The 24,416-nt window shown below is 62.6% G+C and carries 27 protein-coding genes; 15 read left to right on the forward strand and 12 right to left on the reverse strand.

Going from position 1 to position 24,416, the window contains the following annotated elements:
- Window positions 1–73 precede the first annotated feature (73 nt).
- Together SKA58_RS11610 and SKA58_RS11615 are read right to left on the reverse strand one after the other, a co-directional pair.
- Window positions 74–430 (reverse strand): glycine zipper 2TM domain-containing protein, encoded by a 357-nt coding sequence (locus SKA58_RS11610; RefSeq protein ID WP_037543048.1) that lies wholly within the window; start codon window positions 428–430, stop codon window positions 74–76.
- A 205-nt stretch (window positions 431–635) separates the two neighbouring features.
- Window positions 636–851 (reverse strand): hypothetical protein, encoded by a 216-nt coding sequence (locus tag SKA58_RS11615; RefSeq protein ID WP_009822629.1) that lies wholly within the window; start codon window positions 849–851, stop codon window positions 636–638.
- Between the two features lie 132 nt (window positions 852–983).
- Here SKA58_RS11615 and SKA58_RS11620 point away from each other — a divergent pair, with 132 nt between their 5' ends.
- Window positions 984–1,586 (forward strand): hypothetical protein, encoded by a 603-nt coding sequence (locus tag SKA58_RS11620; RefSeq protein ID WP_009822630.1) that lies wholly within the window; start codon window positions 984–986, stop codon window positions 1,584–1,586.
- A gap of 186 nt (window positions 1,587–1,772) precedes the next feature.
- On the opposite strand, the gene SKA58_RS11625 is transcribed toward SKA58_RS11620, so the two are convergent.
- Window positions 1,773–2,825 (reverse strand): ribonucleotide-diphosphate reductase subunit beta, encoded by a 1,053-nt coding sequence (locus SKA58_RS11625; protein WP_009822631.1) that lies wholly within the window; start codon window positions 2,823–2,825, stop codon window positions 1,773–1,775.
- 103 nt (window positions 2,826–2,928) lie between these two features.
- Between SKA58_RS11625 and SKA58_RS11630 the strand changes: the two genes are divergently transcribed.
- Window positions 2,929–3,192 carry a DUF2171 domain-containing protein gene (locus SKA58_RS11630; protein ID WP_037543510.1) on the forward strand — a complete coding sequence of 88 codons (264 nt, stop codon included), beginning with the start codon at window positions 2,929–2,931 and terminating at the stop codon, window positions 3,190–3,192.
- A 46-nt stretch (window positions 3,193–3,238) separates the two neighbouring features.
- Here SKA58_RS11630 and SKA58_RS11635 read toward each other — a convergent pair whose 3' ends face one another.
- Window positions 3,239–5,170 carry a ribonucleoside-diphosphate reductase subunit alpha gene (locus tag SKA58_RS11635; RefSeq protein WP_442852453.1) on the reverse strand — a complete coding sequence of 644 codons (1,932 nt, stop codon included), beginning with the start codon at window positions 5,168–5,170 and terminating at the stop codon, window positions 3,239–3,241.
- A 587-nt stretch (window positions 5,171–5,757) separates the two neighbouring features.
- On the opposite strand from SKA58_RS11635, the gene SKA58_RS11640 reads away from it, so the two are divergent.
- Both SKA58_RS11640 and SKA58_RS11645 read left to right on the forward strand, forming a co-directional pair.
- Window positions 5,758–7,278, forward strand: coding sequence for a fumarate hydratase (locus SKA58_RS11640; RefSeq protein WP_009822634.1), 1,521 nt, complete (start codon window positions 5,758–5,760; stop codon window positions 7,276–7,278).
- Window positions 7,279–7,396: 118 nt separating this feature from the next.
- Window positions 7,397–7,648: a hypothetical protein gene (locus SKA58_RS11645; RefSeq protein WP_009822635.1), complete on the forward strand. Its 252-nt coding sequence runs from the start codon at window positions 7,397–7,399 to the stop codon at window positions 7,646–7,648.
- 4 nt (window positions 7,649–7,652) lie between these two features.
- Here the strand turns inward: SKA58_RS11645 and SKA58_RS11650 are convergent, their stop codons facing one another.
- Window positions 7,653–10,271 carry an EAL domain-containing protein gene (locus SKA58_RS11650; protein WP_037543051.1) on the reverse strand — a complete coding sequence of 873 codons (2,619 nt, stop codon included), beginning with the start codon at window positions 10,269–10,271 and terminating at the stop codon, window positions 7,653–7,655.
- An 88-nt stretch (window positions 10,272–10,359) separates the two neighbouring features.
- Window positions 10,360–11,472: a DNA polymerase III subunit beta gene (gene dnaN / locus SKA58_RS11655; protein ID WP_009822637.1), complete on the reverse strand. Its 1,113-nt coding sequence runs from the start codon at window positions 11,470–11,472 to the stop codon at window positions 10,360–10,362.
- Between the two features lie 170 nt (window positions 11,473–11,642).
- Here dnaN and SKA58_RS11665 point away from each other — a divergent pair, with 170 nt between their 5' ends.
- The 3 genes from SKA58_RS11665 (at window position 11,643) to SKA58_RS11675 (ending at window position 13,961) form a co-directional block, all read left to right on the forward strand.
- A complete protein-coding gene (locus tag SKA58_RS11665) occupies window positions 11,643–12,143 on the forward strand; it encodes a hypothetical protein (RefSeq protein ID WP_009822638.1) in 501 nt (166 codons plus the stop codon).
- A 48-nt stretch (window positions 12,144–12,191) separates the two neighbouring features.
- The gene (rlmN, locus tag SKA58_RS11670) at window positions 12,192–13,454 is read left to right on the forward strand and encodes a 23S rRNA (adenine(2503)-C(2))-methyltransferase RlmN (protein WP_009822639.1); all 1,263 of its coding nucleotides are present in this window, start codon (window positions 12,192–12,194) and stop codon (window positions 13,452–13,454) included.
- A gap of 84 nt (window positions 13,455–13,538) precedes the next feature.
- Window positions 13,539–13,961: a hypothetical protein gene (locus SKA58_RS11675; protein WP_009822640.1), complete on the forward strand. Its 423-nt coding sequence runs from the start codon at window positions 13,539–13,541 to the stop codon at window positions 13,959–13,961.
- An 82-nt stretch (window positions 13,962–14,043) separates the two neighbouring features.
- On the opposite strand, the gene SKA58_RS11680 is transcribed toward SKA58_RS11675, so the two are convergent.
- Window positions 14,044–14,553: an outer membrane protein gene (locus tag SKA58_RS11680; protein WP_009822641.1), complete on the reverse strand. Its 510-nt coding sequence runs from the start codon at window positions 14,551–14,553 to the stop codon at window positions 14,044–14,046.
- Between the two features lie 303 nt (window positions 14,554–14,856).
- Here SKA58_RS11680 and SKA58_RS11685 point away from each other — a divergent pair, with 303 nt between their 5' ends.
- The 7 genes from SKA58_RS11685 (at window position 14,857) to SKA58_RS11715 (ending at window position 19,662) form a co-directional block, all read left to right on the forward strand.
- Window positions 14,857–15,585 (forward strand): cytochrome b/b6 domain-containing protein, encoded by a 729-nt coding sequence (locus SKA58_RS11685; RefSeq protein ID WP_009822642.1) that lies wholly within the window; start codon window positions 14,857–14,859, stop codon window positions 15,583–15,585.
- Entirely contained in the window at window positions 15,582–16,328 is a 747-nt protein-coding gene (locus tag SKA58_RS11690; RefSeq protein ID WP_009822643.1) for a molybdopterin-binding protein, read from the forward strand. The genes SKA58_RS11685 and SKA58_RS11690 overlap by 4 nt, the downstream gene beginning before the upstream one ends.
- Before the next feature lie 32 nt (window positions 16,329–16,360).
- Window positions 16,361–17,602 carry an SAM-dependent methyltransferase gene (locus SKA58_RS11695; RefSeq protein WP_009822644.1) on the forward strand — a complete coding sequence of 414 codons (1,242 nt, stop codon included), beginning with the start codon at window positions 16,361–16,363 and terminating at the stop codon, window positions 17,600–17,602.
- 100 nt (window positions 17,603–17,702) lie between these two features.
- A complete protein-coding gene (locus SKA58_RS11700; protein WP_083784892.1) occupies window positions 17,703–17,996 on the forward strand; it encodes a hypothetical protein in 294 nt (97 codons plus the stop codon).
- A 65-nt stretch (window positions 17,997–18,061) separates the two neighbouring features.
- Window positions 18,062–18,484 (forward strand): DUF350 domain-containing protein, encoded by a 423-nt coding sequence (locus tag SKA58_RS11705; RefSeq protein ID WP_009822646.1) that lies wholly within the window; start codon window positions 18,062–18,064, stop codon window positions 18,482–18,484.
- Window positions 18,485–18,490: 6 nt separating this feature from the next.
- Window positions 18,491–19,330, forward strand: a complete 840-nt coding sequence (locus SKA58_RS11710; RefSeq protein WP_009822647.1) for a S1 family peptidase — start codon at window positions 18,491–18,493, stop codon at window positions 19,328–19,330.
- Window positions 19,331–19,383: 53 nt separating this feature from the next.
- Entirely contained in the window at window positions 19,384–19,662 is a 279-nt protein-coding gene (locus SKA58_RS11715) for a DUF3297 family protein (protein ID WP_009822648.1), read from the forward strand.
- 39 nt (window positions 19,663–19,701) lie between these two features.
- Here the strand turns inward: SKA58_RS11715 and SKA58_RS11720 are convergent, their stop codons facing one another.
- From SKA58_RS11720 to SKA58_RS11735, 4 genes are all read right to left on the reverse strand, one after another.
- Window positions 19,702–20,418, reverse strand: a complete 717-nt coding sequence (locus SKA58_RS11720) for a CHAP domain-containing protein (protein WP_009822649.1) — start codon at window positions 20,416–20,418, stop codon at window positions 19,702–19,704.
- 77 nt (window positions 20,419–20,495) lie between these two features.
- Window positions 20,496–21,026, reverse strand: a complete 531-nt coding sequence (locus SKA58_RS11725) for a CHAP domain-containing protein (protein ID WP_009822650.1) — start codon at window positions 21,024–21,026, stop codon at window positions 20,496–20,498.
- 108 nt (window positions 21,027–21,134) lie between these two features.
- Window positions 21,135–22,208, reverse strand: a complete 1,074-nt coding sequence (gene recF, locus SKA58_RS11730; RefSeq protein WP_009822651.1) for a DNA replication/repair protein RecF — start codon at window positions 22,206–22,208, stop codon at window positions 21,135–21,137.
- Between the two features lie 45 nt (window positions 22,209–22,253).
- On the reverse strand, window positions 22,254–22,733 hold the full coding sequence (locus SKA58_RS11735) for a hypothetical protein (protein WP_232209416.1): 480 nt from the start codon (window positions 22,731–22,733) through the stop codon (window positions 22,254–22,256).
- A 364-nt stretch (window positions 22,734–23,097) separates the two neighbouring features.
- Here SKA58_RS11735 and SKA58_RS11740 point away from each other — a divergent pair, with 364 nt between their 5' ends.
- Entirely contained in the window at window positions 23,098–23,631 is a 534-nt protein-coding gene (locus SKA58_RS11740; protein ID WP_037543514.1) for a peroxiredoxin, read from the forward strand.
- Between the two features lie 15 nt (window positions 23,632–23,646).
- On the opposite strand, the gene SKA58_RS11745 is transcribed toward SKA58_RS11740, so the two are convergent.
- A complete protein-coding gene (locus tag SKA58_RS11745) occupies window positions 23,647–24,408 on the reverse strand; it encodes a ZIP family metal transporter (RefSeq protein ID WP_009822655.1) in 762 nt (253 codons plus the stop codon).
- Window positions 24,409–24,416 lie beyond the last annotated feature (8 nt).

The following is a 24,416-nucleotide window of genomic DNA, read 5'->3' on the forward strand; positions in this document are numbered from 1 at the left end:
GCACAATCCTGGGGGCTGGCTGCGCCGCGCGTGATCTCCGCGCCCCTTTTCACGACATTTGCGAATAATCTAATTATTCGCAGTTGATGTCGTTCTTGTCGATGGCGCGGCCAGCCAGCGCGCCGCCGCCAGCACCCAGGATTGTGCCCAATGTCTTCGATCCGCCCGGAGCGATGACATTGCCCAGCACGCCGCCGGCGAGCGCGCCAACGATGGTGCCGGTGGTGCCGTCATCCCGCTTGCAGTAGTAACGGCCGTCGCGATCGCGATAAATCTGGTCATTGTTACCCAGACGACGGCGGTGATGGCGCGGCCCGCCATTATAATTGCCGGGTCGATCATAGCCGTAGCCGCGACCGTAATTGTCCGAGGCGCATGCACCGAGCGGCAGCATGGCGAACATCGCCATAGCAAGAATGGGTTTGCGCATATTGGTCTCCTTCTACCTAAACCTATGGCGGACCAACCCCGCAGAAACGATATGGTTGCTTGACGCTACTAGGCTGGATTTCAATAAAAAATAAGCCGCCCGTCACTGCCGTGAGAGGGGGAGTGCGGCAGCGGACGGGCGGCGACCGTCTGCGTCCTCGGGGGCAGGGACGCAGACGAAACTTTGAAAGGAAATGACGCGGCGCTTAGTTAGGCAGCGGCCGCGCAGCGCTGGTCGTGGGGCTGACCATGGGAGCAGTGTCCGTGACAGCGCCATTCTGCGCGCGCTGTTCGTCCAGCTTCACCTTGGCTTCGCTAAAGCGGGTGCTGAGATCATTCTTGAACTCGGTCAGCTTGCCTTCGTCATAGAGCTTCTTGCCAACATAGCCGGCAATGGCGCCGAAAATCAGGGTACGGATCATGATGTTCTCCTTCGCAACGCCGTTCGAGAGGCGTTTGACCCAATAACCTGTTGACCGCAGCCCGGTTCCAATCCGATGTGCAGAAACGACGGTCCTTGGCGGACGTGCGACGGACGGAGGGGCAAGGGGCAGATGTCGGCTTTCGATCTGGTATTCGCGGTATTCGGACTCTTGCTGGGTCTGGCCCTGTGCGAAGTGCTGGCCGGATTTGCGCGTGTTCTGAAGTTGAAGCGGGGCGCGCGGCCAGCGCGGATCGGCTGGCTCACGCCGCTGCTGGGCCTGTTCGTCATGCTGGACCTCACCAGCTTCTGGGGCTTGGCCTTCATGGCGCGCGACCAGATGGACGCGAGCTATCTGACGCTCGCCATCGTGCTGGCGATCACCGGCGGCTATTATCTGGTGGCGTCGCTGATCTTTCCCGACGACCCGGAAGACTGGCCGGACTTCGACCTGTGGTACGAACGCCAGAAGCACATGGTGATCGGCGGCCTGCTCAGCATCAATATCGTCACGATGATCGCCACAAGTATTCTGGACGCATTGCGGCCGGTGCCCCAAGCACCGCCGGGGCCGGCGGGCGAGGTCGGCTTTCTGATCTATGGCCTGGGCGCGATGGCGCTTTTCATGCTGCTGATCGCACTATTTTTTGTCAGGAACCGTCCATCGAATGTCGCGATGCTGGCGGCGCTGAACCTTATCTTGCTGGGGACCAGCATATTGGAGGATTTCATCTGATAGAGGCCGACCAGGTCTAGGCGGATAGCGCCATCCTGGCCCCCGCCCCATGGACGCGATGGACGCGATGGACGATCGCCTGTTTCCCGACAAAAGAATGGGCCGCCATCCGAAAAGGGATAGCGGCCCGCGCCTGTCTTTTAGCCATGGGCGCGCCTGGCGCGCGCGCCGTCGCCGTGGGCCGTCCTATTCGGCCGCGATGCCCGCGGCCTTGAACATGTCGGGGCCTTCCTCATCGGCGTTGGCGGCAGCACTGCCCTTGACCTTCTGGCGACGGTCAAACGCATCCCATACATCGTTCCACTGGCCGCGCGTTGCCGCCTTGGAATATTCGGTCGAGCGGGTTTCGAAGAAATTGGCATGCTCCACGCCGTTCAGTAGCGGCGTGAGCCAGGGCAGCGGGTGCTCGTCGATCATGTAGATGGGCTTCAATCCCAACTGCCCCAGCCGCCAGTCGGCGATATAGCGGACATATTTCTTGATGTCCTTGGGCGTCATGCCGGGCACCGGCCCCATTTCGAACACCAGGTCGACGAAGGCGTCCTCGATGCGGACCGTCTTCTGGCACATGTCCATGATGTCGTCCTTGACGCTGGCGGTCAGGCAATCGCGTTCCTTCACAAAAGCGTGGAACAGGCGCACGATCCCTTCGCAATGGAGCGTCTCATCGCGGACCGACCAGCTGACGATCTGACCCATGCCCTTCATCTTGTTGAAGCGCGGGAAGTTCATCAGCATCGCGAAAGACGCGAACAGCTGCAAGCCTTCGGTAAAACCGCCGAACATCGCCAGCGTCTTGGCAATGTCTTCATCCGTATCGACGCCGAACTGTTGCAGATAGTCGTGTTTGTCCTTCATCTCCTTATATTGCATGAAGGCACTATATTCGCTTTCGGGCATGCCGATCGTGTCGAGCAGGTGCGAATAGGCGGCGATGTGGACCGTTTCCATGTTGCTGAACGCGGTCAGCATCATCTTTACTTCGGTCGGCTTGAACACGCGGCCATATTTTTCGTGGTAGCAATCCTGCACCTCGACATCGGCCTGGGTGAAGAAGCGGAAGATCTGCGTCAACAGGTTGCGCTCATGGTCGGAGAGCTTCTGCGCCCAGTCGCGGCAATCCTCACCCAGAGGCACTTCCTCGGGTAGCCAGTGCAGCTGCTGCTGGCGCTTCCAATATTCATAGGCCCAGGGATATTCGAAGGGCTTGTAGACCTTGGAGGCTTGGAGAAGGGGCATTTCGGGTAACTCCGGAGCGAATATGTTATCAGGGGAGGATCATTGCAACCGGGCCAAGCGACGAACGTTGATGCGCCGTCCCCTCAACAACAGGAGAGCAATGATGGTCGATTTGAGCCAGATCAAGGAACATGCAGAAGTCATCGGCGCCGACGGCGTCCATGTGGGCACCGTCGACCATGTCGAGGGCGACCGCATCAAGCTGACCAAGAAGGACAGCGGGGCGCAGGTCGAGGGTGCTACCGGAAGCCATGAAGGGCATCATCATTATATTTCAAAGGGCCTGATCGCGGAGGTCGAGAGCGACGGACGGGTGCGCCTGTCCGCCAATGCCGACGTCGCGGTGACGTTCGAAGAAGAAAAATGAGGCAGCCGGCGCGGCGGATCGCTCCGCTGCGCCGCTTGCTCCCCTATCACTGACAGGCGAGACATTCGTCATAATTCGTCGTCTCGGCGATTTCGAACCGGGGCGCATCGATCGTATTGTCCGCTTCCACGCCGCCGGCAAAGCCTGCGCGCTGCACCGACTTCGACCGTAGATAATAAAGCGACTTGATGCCCAGTTCCCAGGCGCGGAAATGGAGCATCAGCAGATCCCATTTTTCCACATCCGCCGGGATGAACAGATTGAGTGACTGCGCCTGATCGATATAGGGCGTGCGGTCGGCCGCGAGTTCGAGCAGCCAGCGCTGGTCGATCTCGAAACTGGTCTTGAACACGTCCTTTTCTTCCTGAGTCAGGAAGTCGAGATGCTGGACCGAGCCGCCGCGTTCGAGGATGGAGTTCCAGACCGCCGTGCTGTCCTTCGCCTTGGCGACGAGCAGCTTTTCGAGATAGGGATTCTTGACGGCAAAGCTGCCCGACAGCGTCTTGTGCGTGTAGATGTTGGCCGGGATCGGCTCGATGCAGGCCGACGCGCCGCCGCAGATGATGCTGATCGACGCGGTCGGCGCGATCGCCATCTTGCAGGAAAAACGCTCCATCACGCCTTGGTCGGCTGCATCGGGGCACGGCCCACGCTCCTGCGCCAGCAGCATCGACGCCTCGTTCACCTTGGCATTGATTTGCTTGAAGATGCGCAGGTTCCACGACTTGGCCATCGCCCCTTCGAACGGAATGTTGCGCGCCTGGAGGAAGCTGTGGAAACCCATGACCCCCAGCCCGACCGAGCGTTCACGCATCGCACTATATTTGGCGCGCGCCATTTCCGGCGGCGCACGGTCGATATAGTCCTGCAACACATTGTCGAGGAAACGCATGATATCCTCGGCAAAGGTCGGATGATCCTTCCACTCGTCCCAGGTTTCCAGATTCATCGAGGACAGGCAGCAGACCGCCGTGCGATCATTGCCGAGATGGTCGCGACCCGTCGGCAGGGTGATTTCCGAACAGAGGTTGGAGGTCGAGACCTTCAGCCCCAGTTCGCGGTGATGCTTGGGCATCATCCGGTTCACGGTATCGTTGAAAACGATATAGGGCTCGCCGGTGGCGAGGCGCACTTCGACCAGCTTCTGGAACAGGGCGCGGGCATTCACCGTGCCGCGCACCGACTGGTCCTTGGGGCTGCGCAGGTTGAAGTCGGCGCCATCGCGCACCGCCTCCATGAACTCATCGGTCAGCAATACGCCATGATGGAGATTGAGCGCCTTGCGGTTGAAGTCACCGCTCGTCTTGCGGATTTCGAGGAACTCCTCGATCTCCGGGTGCGAAATGTCGAGATAGCAGGCGGCCGACCCACGGCGCAGCGACCCTTGGCTGATCGCCAGCGTCAGGCTGTCCATGACGCGCACGAACGGGATGATGCCGCTGGTCTTGCCGTTCAAACCGACCGGCTCGCCGATGCCGCGCACATTGCCCCAATAGGTGCCGATGCCGCCGCCACGCGAAGCGAGCCAGACATTCTCGTTCCAGGTGTTGACGATGCCCTCCAGGCTGTCGTCCACCGAGTTCAGATAGCAGCTGATCGGCAGGCCGCGCCCGGTGCCGCCATTGGACAGAACGGGAGTCGCGGGCATGAACCAGAGCTTGGAGATATAATCATAGACGCGCTGGGCGTGGTCCGCATCGTCGGAATAAGCGGCGGCGACGCGCGCGAACAGATCCTGATAGGATTCGCCGGGCAGCAGATAGCGGTCGTTCAGCGTCTCCTTGCCAAATTCCGTCAGCAACGCGTCGCGCGATGCGTCGGTCACGACGGGAAAACGGCGCGCCAATACGGTCGAAGACGACAGCGGCTCGGACGCCTCATTTGACGTCGCCACCGCTTCGCTCTTCTTCTCCAAAACTTCGTCCATTACCGTCGCCACGTCGCCTGTCCCTGCCTGTCCACTATCGCGAAAATCCATCTGCGAGTCCCCGATGTTCCTGTTTCGTTCGATTCGGTCAAGCGCGATTGCGGCAAAGCGCGTCTCGGCATCGACCGGTCCACAGGGGCACGGAAATGGGCCAACTTATCGGATCGCCAGGCCTTCAAACGGCCCACCTCCCAGATAGGCATCCAGGAGGGCGATCACAATCTGTTGGGTAACCCCCGTTAACCCGATACAAGGGATAGTGCCACAGCCGTTCTCAGGCGCAAGAGGGTAAATGACGGTTCCGGGACTCAGCGCGGATCGGCCCTGCGTCGATCCACCGCCTGCATCGCCCCGCCCCTGGCCGCGACGCGCGCTCCTCCCACGCCCCGCGAAAAGACAAGGGGGCGATGGCAAAAAAGAAAATAAATTTGGCTTGCCACGCAATGCCGCGCGCCGCTGATGCCATGACTTTTTGATGACGGAAAAATGACCTTGGCATCGCCGCGTCACCCTTATCGCGCCAGTCGCCGCGATCGGCCAAAGATGCGCTGGCTGGACTTGCCCTTCCCAATGCGTATAGCCGCCGATGCGAAGACCCGCCGTGCAGGGCGGGCGGCAGATATAGGGATTTGGGTAAGATGACGCTCATCAAGACCGCCGACCTCATCGAAAGCGTCGCCGACGCGCTCCAGTTCATCAGCTATTATCATCCGATGGATTATATCCGCGCGCTGGGCACCGCCTATGAAGCGGAAGCCAATCCGGCAGCGAAGGATGCGATCGCACAGATCCTGACAAACAGCCGCATGTGCGCCGAAGGCCACCGACCGATCTGCCAGGACACCGGCATCGTCAATGTCTTCATCAAATGGGGCATGGACTGCCGCCTAGACGACAATAGCCGGTCGATGCAGGACGTGGTCGATGAAGGCGTGCGCCGTGCCTACCTCAACCCCGAAAACCGCCTGCGCGCGTCGATCCTGCGCGACCCCGCTTTCTCGCGCCAGAACACGAAGGATAACACGCCCTGCGTCCTCAATGTCGAGATGGTGCCGGGCAACAAGGTGATCGTCGATGTCGCGGCCAAGGGTGGCGGGTCGGAGAACAAGACCAAGTTCAAGATGATGAACCCCAGCGATTCCATCGTCGATTGGGTGCTGGAGATGCTCCCGCAGATGGGCGCGGGCTGGTGCCCGCCCGGCATGCTGGGCATCGGCATTGGCGGCACCGCAGAAAAAGCGGTGGCGCTGGCCAAGGAAAGCCTGATGGACCCGATCGACATGGGAGAACTCAAGGCGCGCGGGCCCCAGAACAAGATCGAAGAGCTGCGGATCGAACTGTATGACAAGGTCAATGCGCTCGGCATCGGAGCGCAGGGGCTGGGCGGACTGTCCACCGTGCTCGACGTCAAGATCCACGATTACCCCTGCCACGCGGCGGGCAAGCCGGTCGCGATGATCCCCAATTGCGCCGCGACGCGCCACGCGCATTTCACGCTCGACGGCTCGGGCCCTGCCTATCTGGAAGCGCCCAAGCTGAGCGAATGGCCGCAGGTGGACTGGAAGCCGAGCAAGGAAGCGATCCGCGTCGACCTCGACACGCTGACGCCGGAGATCGTGCAGAGCTGGAAGCATGGCGACCGGCTGCTGCTCAATGGCAAGATGCTGACCGGCCGCGATGCGGCGCATAAGCGGATCGCCGACATGCTGGAAAAGGGCGAGAGCCTGCCGGTCGATTTCAAGGGCCGCGTTATCTATTATGTCGGCCCGGTCGATCCGGTGCGCGACGAAGTGGTCGGCCCCGCCGGCCCCACCACCGCCACGCGCATGGACAAGTTCATGGACATGATGCTGGAACAGGGCCTGGCCGCCTGTGTCGGCAAAGCCGAGCGCGGCCCGGCGGCGACGGAGAGCATCAAGACGCACAAGAGCGCCTATCTGATGGCGGTCGGCGGCGCGGCCTATCTGGTCGCCCGCGCGATCAAGGAGGCGAAGGTCGTGGGCTTTGAAGACCTTGGCATGGAAGCCATTTACGAGTTCACGGTCGAGGATATGCCCGTCACCGTCGCGGTCGACAGCGAGGGGCAGAATGTCCACCGCCTCGCCCCGCTGGTATGGCAGGAGAAGATCAAACGCGAAGGGTTGCTGGAACAGGCATGATCCTGCCCTTGCTTCCCGCGCTGAGCGTGGGGAGCAAGGAAGTGACTGATCCTTGTTAATCGCAGGAACTCGCGCCCTGGCCCGGCATTGATTGCCGCACCCCCAGCCGGAGTCCGCCATGTCCTTCACGCAACTCGACCCGCCCCTTCCCGTCGATATCCAGGGCAAGGGGAAGGGCTTTGCCTTCGCCGTCATCGACTATGGCCAGGAGCATAATCTCATCTGGGTGACGGGCCTGAGCGATTCGGGCGAAATCTGGTGCGCGCCCAACCCCATGGTTCGCTTGCAGACCAACTGGACGATGGGCCGGGAGGCTCACCCCGGTGGTGATTGGCAGGGCGTCACACTCGCCCCACTCAAGCCTAGCTAAAGGATCAGGACGCCAGCGCGCGCGGCTGGGCCCGGAGGGATGCAAGGTCGATCGAACGATCGAAAACGACGCCCATCCGGTCATCCTTGGACCAGCGCGCGGTCGCCTGCACCACCAGCCGATCGGACAATTCGACCGAAAAACTGGTGCCGACTGGCACATTCCACAGCCCTTCGATCAGGGCTCCCGTTTCGGAGATGTTGCGCACCCGGCCGGTATAGACATGCCCGTCGTGACGCACGGCCACGGTCCGCAGCATCGTCTTGCGCTCGGGCCGGCTCGACCGATACCCCTTGGGCGTGGCCGCATTCGTGACGCCGCCGCGATGGGCGATCAGCACGTCCTCCATCGGCATTGGTCGGCCATAGATATAGCCTTGGATATGGCTGCACCCCAATTGCCGGATCAGCGCCAGTTCGTCCTGTGTTTCCGCACCCTCTGCCGTCGTGTCCATGTCCAGCGCCTCGGCCAGGCTGACGATCGCCTTGATGATCGCACTGTTGCGGCTGCCCTTGATCGCGGCGCCGCGCACGAAACTTTGGTCGATCTTGATCTTGTCGAACGGCGCTTTCTTCAAATAGCCCAGTGACGAATAGCCGGTGCCGAAATCATCGAGCGCCAGCCGCACGCCGAGCGATTTCAGGCGCGCGAACATCGAATCTGTGTCCGAATCGTCGTTCAGGAACACGCTTTCGGTGATTTCCAGTTCCAGTCGTTCCGGCGCCAGCTGCGCGGCCGCCAGCGCGTTCATCACGGTCGAGGGGAAACCTGGATTGGCGAACTGCGTCGGGGAGACATTTACCGCGACGCGGATGCCTTCAGGCCATTGTGCCGCATCCAGGCAGGCGGTGCGCAACACCCATTCGCCAAGCGGCCCGATCAGGCCGGTATCCTCCGCGATCGGGATGAAGAGCGCCGGCGAAATCGGCCCTCGCGTCGCGTGGTTCCAGCGCAGCAGCGCTTCGTAACCGGTGATCTGTTCGGTACGCGACGACACGACCGGCTGATAGACCAGATGCAGGCCGTCGGCGGCCAGCGCATGGCGCAAATCCTCCTCCAGCTTGCGCCGGTCTTCGGCATCGGCATGCATTTCGGGCGCATAGAAACGGTGCACGCCGCGCCCGTCGCCCTTGGCAGCGTATAGCGCCAGGTCGGCGTTGCGAATCAGCGCTTCGGCGGTCACGCCATCCTGGGGAGACATGGACACGCCGATGGAAACGCCAATGACCACCGATGTCCCTTCGATAGTATAGGGTTCGGCGACCGTCGCGATAATGGCTTTGGCCAGGAGTTCCAGGCTGCTTTTGTCATGATGACGCGGCAGCAATATCTTGAACTCGTCGCCGCCCTGTCGCCCGACCAGCCCCTTTTCCCCCACAACGCGCTGCAACCGCTGGCTGACCTGGCGCAAGAGCGTATCGCCAGCCGGGTGCCCCAGCGAATCATTGACACTCTTGAACCGATCCAGGTCGAGCATCATCAGCGTGCATTCACCCGGTCGGCCATGGCGTGCGGCCACCGCCTGCTCCAGCGAACGCAGCATCTGGATGCGGTTGGCCAGGCCGGTCAGCGAATCATATTGCGCCAGTCGCGTCACTTCCGCCTGGCTGCGTCGCATTTCGGTGAGATCCGTGCCCGACCCACGAAAACCGTGAAACTGGCCATATTCGTTGAACACCGGCTGGCCGGAGATCGACCACCAACGCTCTTCCTTCGACAAGGCCGCGCAGACGGGGATTTCGGAAAAACCGGTGCGGGCGGACAGGTGGAAGCCCAGCGTGCGTTCGCCATCGCCCGCCTGCCGGTCGCCCGGACGCAATATGTCGGTAAAGACCCGGCCGATGAGGCTGCCGCACGGCAGGTTCATCGTCTCGCACAGCGTATCGGATATATAGGTCAGGCTCCCCTGCCGGTCGGTTTCCCAGAACCAGCCGCGTCCGCTGCGTTCATGTTCCTGCAACAGTCGGTCCGATCGCTGGGCGCGCAAGTCCTGACGATGCATCGCCATGGCGCGATCGCGATCGACCGAAGCCTGCCTGACGGTGGCGACCGCCATGACAAGCAAACCGCTGGACAGCAGACCGATCGGGATCAGCCCAGCGCTCCCAATGAAGGCCGCGATCAGCAGGCCTAGAAAATAGCTCATCCCCAGCAAGCGCCGGTCCCCGACGATACAGGCCACCAGCAAGGCCACCACCAGTTGGGACAGGGCCGTCAGCGCCGGCGAAGCGGTTTGGGTCCATCCCAACGCGCCGGCGATCCAGGCACTGTAACTGAGGCCAGACAGAAACAGCATGGGCAACATGGCCCAGGTCTGGATATGGGGCAGCAAACTGCGGAACCGATCCTGTCGCGGCAGGATCATCAACATGCCATCCACCAGGAACATCAGCCCCAGCAACAGGAACTGCGACCAGCCCTGCTGCCGGAAGACGAGCAGCCCCAATATTAGAATGACGCACATTTTCGACAGCAGGATCAGCGGCCACAGTCGCGCGATGTGGAAAAAGCTGCCGCAAATCCAGGTCGCACCGACATCTGTGCCGCTTCGCGTCAGGCCAAGCGCCATCAACAACGTGGCAGGTCGTGACAACTCTGAAGAAGACGCGCGCTTAAGAGACATGAGGCGCCTTCTAATCGCGATCTATTGACAGAGACTTACTTACAGACCGTAAATCAATGGGGCGGCATCCCTTTTCCGCCCCTGCCTGTCACACCCGCATGGGCATCAGCACATAGAGCGCCGGGCTGGCGTCATTTTCCCGGATCAAGGTCGGCGCGGCGGCATCGGCCAGGTGCAGTTCAACAAGGTCGCTGTCGATCTGGCCGAGGATGTCGAGCAGATAGCGGGCGTTGAATCCGATATCAAAGCCTTCGCCCTGGAACGCGCCGGGCACTTCTTCGGCCGCGGTGCCATTTTCCGGACTTGTGACCGACAGGGTGATACGGTCCTTGTCCAGGGTCATCTTGACCGCGCGGGTCTTTTCCGTCGCGATGGTCGCAACGCGGTCGACGCCATCCTCGAAACTGCGCGGGTCGATCTTGAGCAGCTTGTCGTTACCGGTCGGGATGACGCGGCTGTAATCGGGGAATGTGCCGTCGATCAGCTTGCTGGTCAGGATCGCACTGCCCAGGCCAAAGCGGATCTTGCTGGCCGACAGGCTGATCTGGACCGATCCTTCCACTTCATCGAGCAGCTTGCGCAATTCGCCGATGCATTTGCGCGGAACGATGATGCCGGGCATGCCGTCAGCGCCATCGGGCCGCGGCACGGTGACGCGGGCCAGACGATGGCCGTCGGTCGCCGCGGCTTTCAGCACGGGCTGCCCCTCCTCCGACACATGAAAATAGATGCCGTTCAGATAATAGCGTGTTTCCTCGGTCGAAATTGCAAAGCGCGTCTTGTCGATGATCTGCTTCAATGTTTCGGCCGGCAGTTCGAACTGCGTCGGCAGGTCGCCCTCGGCAATCACGGGAAAATCGTCGCGCGGCAGCGTCGACAGGTTGAAGCGCGCGCGCCCCGCCTGGATCAGCATCTTGCCGTCGGCGGCCTGCAACGACACCTGGCTGCCTTCGGGCAGCTTGCGCGCGATATCGAACAAGGTGTGGGCGGAAATGGTCGTCGCGCCGGGCTGCTCCACCTGTGCGGAGATGCTTTCGACCACCTGAAGGTCAAGGTCGGTCGCCATTAGCTTGATCGCGCCGTCGGCCGATGCCTCGATCAGCACGTTGGACAGGATGGGAATGGTATTGCGCCGCTCGACCACCGACTGGACGTGGCTCAGGCTCTTGAGGAGCGTTGCGCGTTCGATGGTGGCCTTCATGTCCCTGTTCTGTCCGTTCTTTTTAAGCCGAGAGCCGGGGGTTCGGTCGAATCCCGGCGACACTGATGGATGCTTCTTCATAACCACTGTTGTCGTCCCTGCAAGCGTGGCATCGCCCTTTCATTACGGATGGGGTTGCAAATGAGGGCGGCTTGCGCTTTGCCCTGGCAATGCGCCGTGCCCTCGCCTGCCTTGTCCCGCTGCTGCTCGCGCCGCCGCCCGCCATCGCGCGCGATTCACTGGGCATTTTCGAAAGCTGGGGGGCATTTCGCGATCCTGCGGCAGGACAATCAGCGCCGCGCTGCTATGCCATTGCCCAGCCGCAGGTCCGGCGCGGCCGCGCGCCGCGGGGCTTTGCCGCCGTAGGCAACTGGCCGCGCGACCATGTGCGCGGACAGATCCATTTTCGCCTCAGCCGCGCCCGCTCACCCGACGCCCCGGTTCGTCTGAGCGTGGGCGAGCGCCGCTTCACATTGGTGGCGGGGCAGGTCGACGCCTGGGCCACGGACGCCCGCGCCGATGCGCAGATCATCGCCGCCATGCGTTCGGCCACCAGCATGAGCGTGTCCAGCGTTGGCGCGGACGGCCGCGCCTTTGCCGACAGCTACGCCCTGCGCGGCGCGGCCACGGCGATCGACGCCGCCGCGCTGGGCTGCGCGCGCCTGCGCTAAGCCCGGCTCCGCCTTACATTTGCCCGAAAATTCCGCTATGGCGCGGCCATGCAGACATCCGCCAGCCCCCTGATGCCGATTCCCGGCGCTATTGATCCTGTGCCCGTGCCGCGCGCCGTGACGCCGCGAGAGGATGGGCGCGTCGACCTGATGGGCCTGTCCCGCGCGCAGATCAAAAGCGTGTTCGAGGAAGCGGGGCTGGACGCCAAGGCGGCAAAGCTGCGCTCCAAGCAGATTTTCCATTGGCTCTATCATCGTGGCGAAACCGATTTCGACGCCATGACGGACCTTGCCAAGCCGATGCGCGGCTGGATGGCGGAGCGATTCGTGGTTGGGCGCCCCCAGGTGGTCGAAGCGCAGGTGTCGAGCGACGGTACCCGTAAATGGCTGCTGCGATCCGATGACGGTCAGGATTATGAAATGGTCTTCATCCCTGATGCAGACCGGGGCACGCTGTGCGTCTCGAGTCAGGTCGGCTGCACCTTGAACTGTTCCTTCTGCCACACCGGCACGATGCGGCTGGTGCGCAACCTGACGCCGGGCGAGATCGTCGGGCAGGTCATGCTGGCCCGCGACGCACTGGGTGAATGGCCCAAGGGCAGCATGGCATCGGCGAATGATGACGATGAAGGCGACGAGGCGTCACACTATACGTCCGATGGGCGGATGCTGACCAACATCGTGATGATGGGCATGGGCGAACCGCTCTATAATTTCGACCATGTCCGCGATGCGCTGAAGGTCGTGATGGATGGCGATGGCCTTGCCCTCAGCAAGCGGCGCATCACCCTGTCGACCAGCGGCGTCATCCCGATGATGGCGCGCGCGGGTGAGGAAATCGGCGTCAACCTTGCCGTCTCGCTCCATGGCGTGACCAAGGATGTGCGTGACGAACTGGTGCCGCTCAACCGGAAATTCGGGATTGAGGAGCTGCTGGCCGCCTGCGCCGCCTATCCCGGCGCGAATAATGCCCGCCGGATCACTTTTGAATATGTGATGATCAAGGACAAGAATGACAGCGACGCGGACGCCCGCGAACTGGTGCGGCTGCTGCGGCACTATAAGCTGCCGGCGAAGGTCAACCTGATCCCGTTCAATCCCTGGCCAGGCACCGATTATGAATGTTCCACGCCCGAACGGATCAGGCGCTTTTCCGACATCGTCTTCGAAGGCGGCATCAGCGCGCCGGTCCGCACCCCGCGCGGGCGCGACATCATGGCGGCATGCGGCCAGTTGAAAAGCGCCAGCGAGAAAAAGAGCAAGGCAGAGATGCGCCGCCTCGCCGAAGAGAAGCAAGCCGCGCTGGGATGACCCGGGGCTGACAGGCTGCGCGTCAAAGCGCAATCAGAACCCCGCCCTCACCCGGCGGGGTTTTTCAGTTTAGGAGGGATGAGGATGACGGACGAGGACATAAGGGCAATCGCGGACGCCTTCATCGCCCGCACCTTGCCCAAGGCCGATTGGACGCATGACGCGCATTTCGCGACCGCGCTCTGGCTCATGCTGAAACGACCGGACCTGCGGCCCGAACGCGACATGGCCGCCATGATCCGACGCTATAATGAAAGCGTTGGCGGGGTGAACGATGACAATAGCGGCTATCATGAGACGATCACGCAGGCATCCTTGCGCCTGGCGCGGCGGCTGCTGGCGAATCTGCCTGACGATGTCGCCCCTTCGGTGGCTTTTGCCGCGCTCAAGGCGTCGCCGCTAAGCGACAAGGATTGGCTGTTCGCCTATTGGTCGCGCAGCGCTTTGATGACGCCGGCGGCGCGGCGCGACTGGCTGGAACCGGACATCAAGCCCCTGCCCGCCTGAATCACTGACGAAAAAGGGCGGCCCCCTTGGGGACCGCCCTTCGCTTGATCTGATCGTGAGAGAGCGATCAGAACGACGTGGATCAGAAGCGGAAGCCCACCCCGACCATGGCGGCGTCGCGGCCACCGACATTCTGTTCATATTCGGTGCGCTGATATTCGGCCGAGATATAGGTGTTCGGCGTCGCGGCGAACTCCAGGCCGCCGCCATAGCGCACGCCTTCCAGGCCTGCGCCGTCGCCATCGAATTCGAAGCGGGTCGAGGCATAGCCGACCTTGCCGAAGGCGAGGACGCGCGGGGTCACGACATAGCCGGCGCGCAGCGACGCGGCGATGTCACGGCTGACGTCAAGGCCGCTGTCGTCGACCGTGGTGTCGCCCAGGCTGACCTCCACGCCGCCGACGATGCGGGGGGCAAGCGCCAGATCATAGCCGGCGGTCACGCCATAGGCGAAGCCATCTTCGCCGCCGATCTTGTCATAACCCATGGTGACGCCGGCGCGCGGCCCAGTGAAGGGCGCAGCGTCCTGAGCGAAAGCAGGCGCAGAAACAGCGGTGGCAGCAGCAATCGCTGCGAAAATCACAGTCTTCATAAAGTCCTCGTTTTTGTTCTTAGCGCCGCGACTTAGATATTCATCCGGCGTTCAGGTTCGATGCAAAGAGATCATGGCATTTTACCTATGGTCACTCCTGCTTCTATTCTCTCCATCTAAAGAGAGAATGGAGCGCGTTGTGCATCATCATCGCGCACCGCCCATCTAGGATCGCAGAAATCAGTTGCAAAGAGGGTCTGAATTTATTTCAATCAATTTCAGGCCCTGTGTTGCAAAACGGTGACATCCTTCCGGACCCAACCCTGTGCGACCCCTGTCGACCTGTCATGAAAGTGCGCTAGAATGACCGCCATGAATATGATGCCAGACAGCGCCGACCCAATCGTCAAGCGCCACCGCCTGTCCACCCGCCTGTGGCACTGGCTAAACGCGCTGCTGCTCTACATCCTGTTCACCAGCGGCCTTGGCATCTTCAATGCTCACCCGCGCCTCTATTGGGGGGCTTATGGCGCGAATTTCGATCCGGCCTGGCTGGAGCTGGACCGATTCGGCAGCTGGTGGACATTGCCGGCCACCTATAATCTGGCGCTATCACGCCATTGGCATCTGACCGCCGCGCCGATTTTTGCCTTTGCGCTGCTCGCCTATATGCTCTGGAGCCTGACCAACAGGCATGTCGGCCGCGACCTTGCCTTTCGCCGCCACGAACTGGCGCCCCGCCATATCTGGCAGGACATCAAGGATCATGCTCGTCTGCGCTTCCCGACGGGAACGGCGGCGCTGCGCTACAATGTCCTGCAAAAAGCGAGCTATATCGGCGTGATTTTCGTGGCGCTGCCGCTTGTCATCCTGACCGGCCTAACCATGTCGCCAGGCATGAATGCCGCCTTGCCCTGGCTGGCGGACCTGTTCGGCGGGCGGCAATCGGCGCGCTCAATCCATTTCATCGCCGCCTTCGCGCTGGTCGCCTTCTTTCTGGTCCATATCCTGATGGTCCTCCTGGCCGGGCCGGTGAACGAAGTGCGATCCATGATCACCGGGCGCTACAAGGTGCCGGAGGAACGCCCATGATCATCGCCCGCCGCGCGCTGCTGCTGGGTGCGACCGCCGCGCTGACGGGCTGCGATCGCCTCGCCCGGAACGAGACTGTCCGAAATGCCCTCTTTTCCGCCGAGAGTTTCCACAAATGGGCACAGCGCAGCTTGATGGCGCGCGATGCCCTGGCGCAGGAATTTCGCCCCGACCAGATTTCGCCCGTCTTTCGCGCCAATGGCACCGCCAATCCGAACACGCCCGAATACAAGGCGATCTGGCGCACGGGCTTTGCCGACTGGCGATTGCGCGTCGATGGGAAGGTCGCCCGACCGCTATCGCTTTCACTGTCGCAACTGCGCACCCTGCCCCACCGCGAACAAATTACCCGCCACGATTGCGTGGAAGGGTGGAGCGCGATCGGCAAATGGCGCGGCGTGCCGCTGCGCACGATCCTCGATGCGGCCGGATTGCGGCAGGATGCGCGCTATATCGTCTTTCACTGCGCCGACGATATGGGGGGCGGCCGATCCTATTATGAAAGCATCGACCTCATCGACGCTTTTCATCCGCAGACCATCCTTGCCTTCGCGCTCAACGACCGGCCGCTTTCGGTCGCCAATGGTGCGCCTTTGCGCCTGCGGGTGGAGCGGCAACTGGGCTATAAGCAGGCAAAATATCTGATGCGGATCGAAGCGGTGGACAGCATCGCGAACATCGGCCACGGCAAGGGCGGCTTCTGGGAAGACTATGCCGGCTATGACTGGTATGCCGGTATTTGACGCCTGCGTAACGACATGACACATGGAACAATATGAAGATATTCGAGCGCGTTCTCAAACGGTTGGTCACGCGTGGGCAACTGACGGTTCATTATGCCAAGGGCGGCAGCTTCACTGCGGGGCGTGCCGACCCGGAATTCCCCAACCTGGCCCTGCGCTTTCACGATAGCCGTGTCCCCTTCGACATCGTCAAAGATCCGCGCCTGGGCATGGCGGAAGCCTGGATCGACGGCCGTGTCGGGATAGAAGGCGGCGGCATCATGGAGTTCATATCCATGATCCGCGCCAATAACCCATGGGAAGCCGGGCGATCGATCGACGCGAAAAGCCGGATCAGCCGCAGCTTTAAGACCGTGCGGCAAAAACTGTGGCGCGCCAATCATAAATCGCGGTCAAAGGCGAATGTCGCCCATCATTATGACCTGTCCGGCGCGCTCTACGCGCTGTTTCTCGACCGCGACCGGCAATATAGCTGCGCCTATTTTCCCGATGCCGACAACGAAACCGGGATCAGCCTGGAACAGGCGCAGGAGGACAAGAAGGCGCATATCGCTGCAAAGCTGCACCTCAAACCCGGGATGAAAGTGCTCGACATCGGTTGCGGCTGGGGCGGCATGGCGCTCTATCTGCATCGCACCTGCGGCGTGGACGTGACGGGCATCACCCTGTCGGAGGAGCAGCTCAAGGTCGCGCGTCAGCGAGCGCAGAATGCGGGCGTCGCCGATCATGTCCGCTTCGAATTGATCGACTATCGCGACATGACCGGCCCGTTCGACCGCATCGTGTCAGTCGGCATGTTCGAGCATGTCGGCACCGCGCATTTCCGCACCTTTTATAACAAATGCCGGGAGTTGCTCGCGCCCGACGGCGTCATGCTGATCCACACGATCGGGCGGGTCGATGGACCCGGCATCACTGATGCATTCACGCAGAAATATATCTTCCCCGGCGGCTATATCCCCGCCTTGTCGGAAATGATCCAGGGCAGCGAAGGCACCCGGCTGATGGTGACGGATGTGGAGGTGCTGCGGATGCATTACGGCCTTACCATCCGCGAATGGTACAAGCGCACCATGGCGCACAAGGCGGACATCGTCGCACTGTATGACGAACGCTTCTTTCGCCTGTGGACTTTCTATCTGGCCGGCGCGGCGACCGTGTTCGAACATGGCGGCATGGTCAATTATCAGGTCCAATATGTCCGCGACCGCCGTGCGCTGCCGATCACGCGCGATTATATGCAGGAGGCCGAAAGCGCCCTGCGCGGACGCTGAACCTTCGCTGACAGCATTATTCCCGCTCGGTTCAGTTGGCGTTCGCCAATGTGCCTCTCATGGCTCGCCCCGACAGGCGACCGGAGAGAGGAGAGACTATATGACCCTGATCTGGAAAGCGGCCGCAGCATTCAGCCTTGCCGTCGCTGGCGTGGGTGCGGCTGCAACGCCCGCGCAGGCACAATATCACAATGCAGGCTGGCGCGACGGGCGCGATCATCGCTGGGATAATCGGCGTTGGAGCGACCGTCGGCATTGGCGCGGCAACCGCCGTGACTGGCGGCGCCATGGCGGATATTATCGGTCCCATTATCGCTATCGCCCGCGCTGCTGGACGCAATGGCGTTATGATCGCTGGCGGCACCGCGACGTAAGGGTGCGCATCTGTCGCTGATCCGATAAGGCTGCGCCGCGCCCTGCCCGGTTGATCGAACGGGCAGGTTGCGGCATGGCTGGGGCATGAGCGATCCCATGCCCGTCATCCAGAGCCTGCTAGCGGGCCTGCCGATCCTGTTGCTGCATCTGGGCAGCGCGACCCTGGTGTGGCTGGCCGCGCTTGCTTTATATCTGTGGATCACGCCGCATGACGAATTCGCGCTGATCCGCGCCGGCAATGAATCGGCTGCCATTTCATTAGGCGGCGCGGCGATTGGCCTTGCCGTGCCACTGGGTTTCTGCCTGGCCGGATCGGTCAATGTCTGGGACGTAATAATCTGGGGCAGTGTGACGCTGGTTCTGCAACTGATCGCCTTTCGACTCGTCGACTTTCTCATCGGCACCTTATCCGCTCGGATCGAGGCGAATGAGCGGTCGGCGGCGATCTTCCTGGCGATGATGAAGGCGGCGGTGGCCTGTCTGACCGCTGCTGCGGTGGCGGGCTAAGAGCGTATGGCGGGCAAGCAGGGTTGTGGCTGCCTGCCCTTCGCTCTGGGTGCGGTGCTTCTGATCGTAGCCTGGGGCGCGCAGCAAGCCGTCATCCCGCCGCTCCAAGTCGAGCAATTCGATCCGCGCAGCCCGCGCCGACCCATGCCGCAATGGGGCGACGAACAGTTTGTGATCGAGGATCGCCCTGGCGGACCCGCCGATTCCATGGGCACCGCCTTTGCGGTCGATCGGGATGGCGCGTGGTTGACCGCCGAGCATGTTACCCATGGCTGCACCCGCGTCGGACTGGAGGATGGCCGCTTCGCCCGGCCCGTCGCTCGCGTGCTGGAAAGCCGGGAGGGCGATGCGGCCGTAGTGCAGGCCAATCTCACCAGCCCCGACGCACTCCCCCTGTCCGATCATGTGCCGCAGCCGGGGACTCCGGGCTATCATATGGGCTTTCCGGCCGGCGAACCTACCCTGGTCGTATCTGAACTGATCGGATCGGCCAGCGCCCGGCGCGGCCTTAGCGAAACCGCGCAGCCGATCCTCGCCTGGGCCGAACGCACTCGCCTGCCCGCTGGCGATGGCACGCTTTCGGGCATCAGCGGCGGCCCTGTCCTGTCCGAAGATGGCCATGTCATCGGCGTCAACAGCGCCGCCACCGATCGGCGCGGCCGGATATTGACGACAGCCCCCGATGCAGTCGTCCGGCTCGCTGTCGCCAGTCGGCTGATCGACGAACGGCCCGTCGCCTATCCGATCGAGAATGTCGCCGACGCCAGCCGTCGTTTTGTCGCCTGGCTGGATCAGGGCGTCATCCGCCGCATCTTCTGCAATGTGGACGCGCCGGCGGGCGGTTGACGAGCGCGCAGGCCAGGCGCTAGGCGCTGCGCAACTTTGCAAGGATTTCCATCATGAGCGATACGCCCCCCGATCATCTGTCCACCAATCCCAAGAGCCCCCATTTCGACATGGATGTGCTCCAGCGCGGCATCGGCATCCGCTTCAAGGGCCGTGAGCGCAAAGATGTCGAGGAATATTGCGTGTCGGAAGGCTGGATCCGCGTCGCCGCCGGCAAGACCCGCGATCGTCACGGTAATCCGCTGACGATCAAGCTGAATGGCGAGGTCGAGGCCTGGTTCGAAAATCCGGCCGAGGGCGCTGCCGACGAAAAGGCATCGGACGGCGAATAAGGGCAAAGGGGCGCCGCGATCAGGCGCCCCTTTTTGCGATCAGTTCAGCATCGTCTCACGCTTCACGTCCGCGATGATGGCGCTCAGACTCCGCTCTACCGGCGCATTGTCAGCAAATTGCAGGATCGCCGGATCGGTGCGCAGATGTGGCGCACGACCGCGCCGTTCCGCCTTGGCTTCGACTATAGCCTGCGCAGTCCGGACCGCGCGGACAGGGGCTCCTTCGCGATCCCAGCGATCGGCGTCCACCCTGGCGAAGCGGATGCTTGCGCCCAATGCAGGATCAGGCGTGAAATCGTGCAGCTTGGCCTTGGACGGATAGATGAAACCGAAGGTCGGATTGGTGCGCGCGCCCATTTGCCCGGTCGGGCTGTGCCATACCCGCACCTGACTCCAGTCCCCTTGGTCCGAAACGTCGATCGCCAGCACATCCTCCTCGATCGCGCCGGGCACGGACCAGTTGGCATGGCGAATGAGGATTCGGCGATCGTCCAGCACGCGGCTTACCACCGCGACATGCCCCAGCGCCATTGGGCCGAACGCCCGGAACGCCAGTACCGCGCCCTTTTTAGGCGCATGCCCGCGCTTGAACCGGCCATCGGCCTGATCCCACCAGTTGAGCGCATCGCCATAAAGATCGACGCCCGATACCGTGCGCGCATAGGGCACGCATTGCAGCACCGACGCGCCCCATGCTTGCGCGCCCGTCATCCCGGACAGCAACAGCGCGGCTGTCCAGACCATCTTTCGAATCATTTGCGATCCCGAAACGTCTAGAATCGCCCCACCGGGATCGACCCTATGCGCACGTCGGTTGGCAAAAGGTTAAAGGCTCAGAAAGCAGAGCGGACCGCCGCGCCACCGGTCGTATCAGCCGACGCGATCTGCACCGGCTGGTCGATCGTCTCAGGCGCTTGAGCGTAGATGAAGCCGCGCGCCGGGTTGGAGCGCGTGCCAAGGCCGCCGATCGGGCCATACCAGACGCGCACGTCGGTCCAGTCATTATTGGGCGACACGTCGATGGCGCGCACATCGCGTTCGATGCCACCGCGATAAGACCAGTTGGCATGGGTCAGCAACACTTCGCGATCCCCGACCACTTTGCTGACCATTGCGACATGGCCGACCGGCATCGAACGGCTGGAAGAAAAGGCCAGCACGGCGCCGACGCGCGGTTCGTGCCCACGCGCGTAGCGGCCTTCGGCCTGGCCCCACCAGGTATTGGCGTTGCCATGAATGTCGATACCGGAAACCTGGCGGGCGAAGGGCGCGCATTGCAGCGTGCCAGCAGCGGCAGGGACGGAAGCCAATGTCGAAAGCGCAAGAATAGACGCCGCGAAAAACGCGCGAAAACCAGCCAACATGTGATTGCGACCCCGACTTTTTGCTTAGGCTTGAACCCCGATGGCCGCTTTAGGGCAGACGCCGCCGGGCTTGAAAAGTCGCTGGCGACGAATCGTTTTGTCGATGCGTTATGTTGTGGAACGAAAGACATGACCGGCTGTTACGGTCAGTCGCGTTGCGGCCGTCAAGTCGCTGAACAGGCTTGGCTCCGTGCCCGTCATCCATATCTGCCCACCGGTTTCCGCCAGCCGGTCGAACAGCGCCGCGCGACGGAGCGGATCGAGATGCGCCGCCACTTCGTCAAGCAACAGCACCGGGGGCTGTCCGCGTTCGTCGGCGACCAAAGCGGCATGGGCGAGCAGAATCGACAGGAGCAGCGCTTTTTGCTCCCCAGTCGAACACAACGCCGCCGCCTGCCCCTTGGCCACATGCGTCACGGCCAGGTCGTGGCGATGCGGCCCGGACAGGCTGCGCCCGGCGGCTGCGTCGCGGCGCCGCTGTCGCGCCAGGCGCATCGCCAGCGGCTCCTCTCCTTGCGGCTCCGCCTCCTCAATGGCGATCATCGGCCGCGCAAAGGGTGCGTCCGGCTGCCGCGCCAATATATCATTGAGGCGCGCGACAAGGTCCGCCCGCGCCGCGCTCAGGACCAGACCATGGTCGTCCATCTGCGCCTCCAACGCGGATAGCCAGGCCGGATCGGCCGTGCGCAAATCGCCGAGCAACCGGTTGCGCGCGCGCATTGCCGCGTCGTAGCGCGCGCTATGCGCGGCATGGCCTGGATGCAGCGCAAGTGTCAGCCGGTCGAGAAAGCGCCGCCTTCCGCCCGGACTGTCCAGGAACAGCCGGTCCATTGCCGGTGTCAGCCATGTGATCGCGAGATGATCGGCCAGCGCATTGGCGGACGACCCGACGCCGCCGATCCGCACCTGCCGGCGTTCCGGCGCGCTTGCCGCGACGCCAGTGCCCAGCACGACCCCATCGACTTCCGCAGCGATGCCAAAGCCCCCCGCCCCCTCCTGCCGCGCCATCGCGCCCAACGCCGCGCCGCGCAGGCCCCGGCCAGGCGCCAACATCGACACGGCTTCCAATATGTTGGTCTTGCCCGCGCCATTGTCGCCGGTCAGCAGCACGAAGGCGTGATCGGGCAGGATCAGCGCGTCCGCATGATTGCGAAAGTCGCTCAGGGTCAGGCGGCCGATCATCGCGTCGCTGTAGCGAGGACTGGAGTAGGAAGGAAGCGCGCTTCGTCAGCAGCGCTTGCGCGTCACTGCCGTCCCATCAGTGACGATGGTGAGCCGCGCGCCATCGGCCGATGGCCTGAAACTAAGGGTGCGCGTCCAGCTTTCGCCCTCACCTGTAAAGGCGGCCTGCACCTGAAGCCTGCCATCGGCCTGCTGGTTGACCGACTGCACGACGCCAACGCTTTCATGGAAAATAAGCTGGTCCGGCTCGACCGTCAGTTCCATCGCATCCGACCGGTCGCCGCAGCGGGCCTGCGTGCCCGCCCAGCGCCCCTGAACGCTGGCGGGGATCGGCCCCGCCGATGACGCGGTCGGTTCAGGCGTTTCGATGGTGGGGGCTGGCTCGACGGGGACGATCGCGTTGGCGGGCGGGGCGGGCTCATCCGTGTCGGGCAGGGCCTGGTCCATGATATTGGTCATGACCCCCGGTTGCCCGGCCTCATTGCCATTCTGCTGCCCACAGGCGCCCAGAAGGATAATCGGCATCAGGACGACGGGCAGGGGGAGCGATGTCACGCGCATGGACAAAATAACCCGGATCGCCTGCGCCTTGTTCCCGCGCCAGTCGGCGGGAACAGTTGGCGGGAAGCAGGCCCGTTACCTGCCTTCCATTCCGGCAGATTAGCAACCATGTCCCGCCCGACGGGCATTCTTGCGGAATTTTTGCGTGGCCGATCTCGTTTCTCACCCGGACAGCTTGCGCTCGGCCCAAATCGCGACCATCACCAAAGCGCGATGCGATGACGCTGCGGACGGCCGGTTTGGCTGCGTGCACGATCCCAAGACCTGTCGTCCTGCTGCGGGAACCGCGTCCCTGAAACCGAGCCCAAATTGAACGAGGAATATGTCGATGAAGCGCCTGTCCCTGATGCTCGCTGCCACAGCCGCTTTGCTCCCTGCTGGAAACGCCATGGCGGCGCTTGCAGTGGGTGCGAAAGCGCCGGACTTCACGACCCGCGGCGCGCTCGCCGGCAAGACCTTTACGCTGACCCTATCGCATCAGCTCAAGCGTGGGCCGGTAGTGCTCTATTTCTTCCCCAAGGCCTTCACCCCCGGCTGCTCGGCCGAAGCGCGCGAATTCGCCGAGAATATCGACAAGTTCAAGGCGGCGGGCGCCACTGTCATCGGCATGTCGGCCGATCCGGTCGACGATCTTGTGTCCTTTTCGACCAAGGAATGCGCGGGCAAGTTCCCGGTCGCATCGGCCGGATCGACCATCATTTCCGGCTATGATGTTGGCCTCAAGATGCGGCCGGGCATGACCGACCGGACCTCCTACGTCATTGCTCCTTCAGGGCGGATCGCGTTCGTTCACAGCGAAATGAACTATGCCAATCATGTGAAGAGCACGCTGGACGCCGTCCGGTCCATGCAGGCCAAATAAGGCGACTGCTGGCGTTCATCCCTCCAGCTTGCTGAGGATGAAGGCCAGCAAAAATCCTGCGACGGCGATAAGCCCGGAAAATTCATGCGCCTCTTCGGTCGCTTCCGGGATCATCGTATCGACCAGCATTGCCAGGATCGCGCCGGCTGCGACGGCCGTGGTCGCAGCGATGATGTCCGGGCTGGCGCCTGCCATGACGGCATAGCCAAGCGCCGCCGCCAGCCCTGACGCCATCGCGATCGCGCCCCACACGCCAAAGATATAGATTGCGCTGCGGCCTGCTTTCTTCATGCCCGCCGCACTCGACAGACCTTCGGGCACATTGGACAGGAACACCGCCGCCACCGTCACCAGGCTGACGCCTGACCCTTCCAGCAAGCTGACGCCGATTACCACCGATTCGGGAATACCATCGAGCAAAGCCCCCACGGCAATCGACAGGCCCGATCCTTCCTGCGCTGTCGCCTGGCTCTGCTTCGGGTTCGAGCCGGACCGTTTGCGATGCTTTGCGCCCGCGCGCGATACCAGGATGTTCGCGCCCGTGTAGACCAGTGCACCGCCGAAAAAACCGATCGCGGTCGAATCGAACCCGCCGCGCCGATAGGCTTCATCCATTAAGTCAAAGGCGACCGCGGAAATCAGTACGCCTGACCCTGCGGCCATGATCGCAGCGATCAGCCTTTGCGGCAGGCGTGCGAAATAGGCGATCGCCGCACCGATCAGCAATGCCGATCCGCCGACCAGTCCCCAAAATCCCGCGATTGCGGCTCCGTCCATGCAGGCAA

It is taken from the genome of Sphingomonas sp. SKA58 (genome assembly GCF_000153545.1).
Taxonomy (GTDB): Bacteria; Pseudomonadota; Alphaproteobacteria; order Sphingomonadales; family Sphingomonadaceae; genus Sphingobium; species Sphingobium soli.